Source organism: Haloactinopolyspora alba (assembly GCF_003014555.1).
GTDB lineage: Bacteria > Actinomycetota > Actinomycetes > Jiangellales > Jiangellaceae > Haloactinopolyspora > Haloactinopolyspora alba.
On sequence record NZ_PYGE01000047.1, the window covers coordinates 1 to 1,311 of the forward strand.

Here is a 1,311-nt window from a genome sequence, read left to right on the forward strand (position 1 = left end):
GGTGGAATCTATCGGTGTAAGCAACGCCTAGTGGAGAGGGTGTTGTGATTGCCGAGGGCGTTGCCGTATGAGGTGCGTGAGGGGTTCTTCGCGCTGGTGTGTGGTGGGGCGTCGTTGCAGGCGGCTGCGTCGGTGGTCGGCGTGTCGGTGTGGACGGGGATGGATTGGTGGCGAGCATCGGGGCTTGTGGAGCCATCGATTCAGCAGAACAGGCCTGGTGGGTTACCCGGATCGGTGCCAGCGCCGGACCCGGGCGGTGTCGACTCGCGGGCGCGGCAGCGCAGGATGTTGAGCAGCGAGGATCGTGCGGTGATCGCGGCGTTGCGGCGTCAGGGCCTGTCTTATGCCCAGATCGGCGTGGCGATTGGTCGAGACAAGACGGTGGTGTGGCGTGAGATCAACCGCAACCGTGGGCCGGACGGTTCCTACTACGCGCCGGTGGCGCACCGGGCCGCGCACGAGCGCCGCCACCGCCGCAAACCGTTCAAGCTGGTCGAGGATCGGCGGCTGTGCCGGCGGATCGAGGCGTGGATGGACGATGGCTGGTCGCCGGGGCTGATCGCGGCCGTACTGCGCAGGCAGCATCCCGGCGCCGACGCCGGGGCGAGGATGGCTCGGGTGAGTCACGAGACGATCTATCAGGCGTTGTACGTACAGACCCGCGGGCGGTTGCGCCAAGACCTGCACCGGCAGTTGAGCCTGAAACGTGCCGCACGTCGGCCCCGCACGAACGGCAAGCGGGAGAACAGCCCGTACCGGGACGCCTTCAAGATCAGTCAACGTCCCGCCGAGGTCGCCGACCGGGCTGTGCCGGGGCACTGGGAAGGCGACCTGATCACCGGCGCCGCCAACCACTCGGCGGTCGGCACCCTGGTCGAGCGGAGCACCCGGTTCACCATGCTGTTGCACCTGCCCGACCGGCACGACGCCGCCACCGTCGCCGCGGCGATGATCACGCAGATGAGCTGGCTGCCCGAGCACCTGCGCCGGTCACTGACCTGGGACCGGGGCACTGAACTGGCCGAGTACAAACACATCCAGCTCGACCTGCGCCTCCCGGTCTACTTCTGCGACCCACACTCACCCTGGCAGCGCGGCAGCAACGAGAACACCAACCGGCTCCTACGGTTCTGGCTCCCCAAAAGCAGCGACCTATCCATCCACACCGCCGACGACCTCGACCGCATCGCCAGCCTGCTCAACCAACGACCCCGCCCTACACTCGACCTGAAAACCCCAGCCCAAGCGCTGGACGAACTGCTCGCCAACCCGGCAGCAGCATGACCGTTGCTTACACCGATGGACACCGCC

Annotated in this window: 1 protein-coding gene; it reads left to right on the top strand. The window is 67.4% G+C overall.

Annotation, left to right across the window (positions count from 1 at the left end; translation table 11 throughout):
• Window positions 1-48: 48 nt before the first annotated feature.
• Window positions 49-1,284, top strand: coding sequence for an IS30 family transposase (locus CLV30_RS25795; protein ID WP_106540123.1), 1,236 nt, complete (start codon window positions 49-51; stop codon window positions 1,282-1,284).
• Window positions 1,285-1,311: the final 27 nt, after the last annotated feature.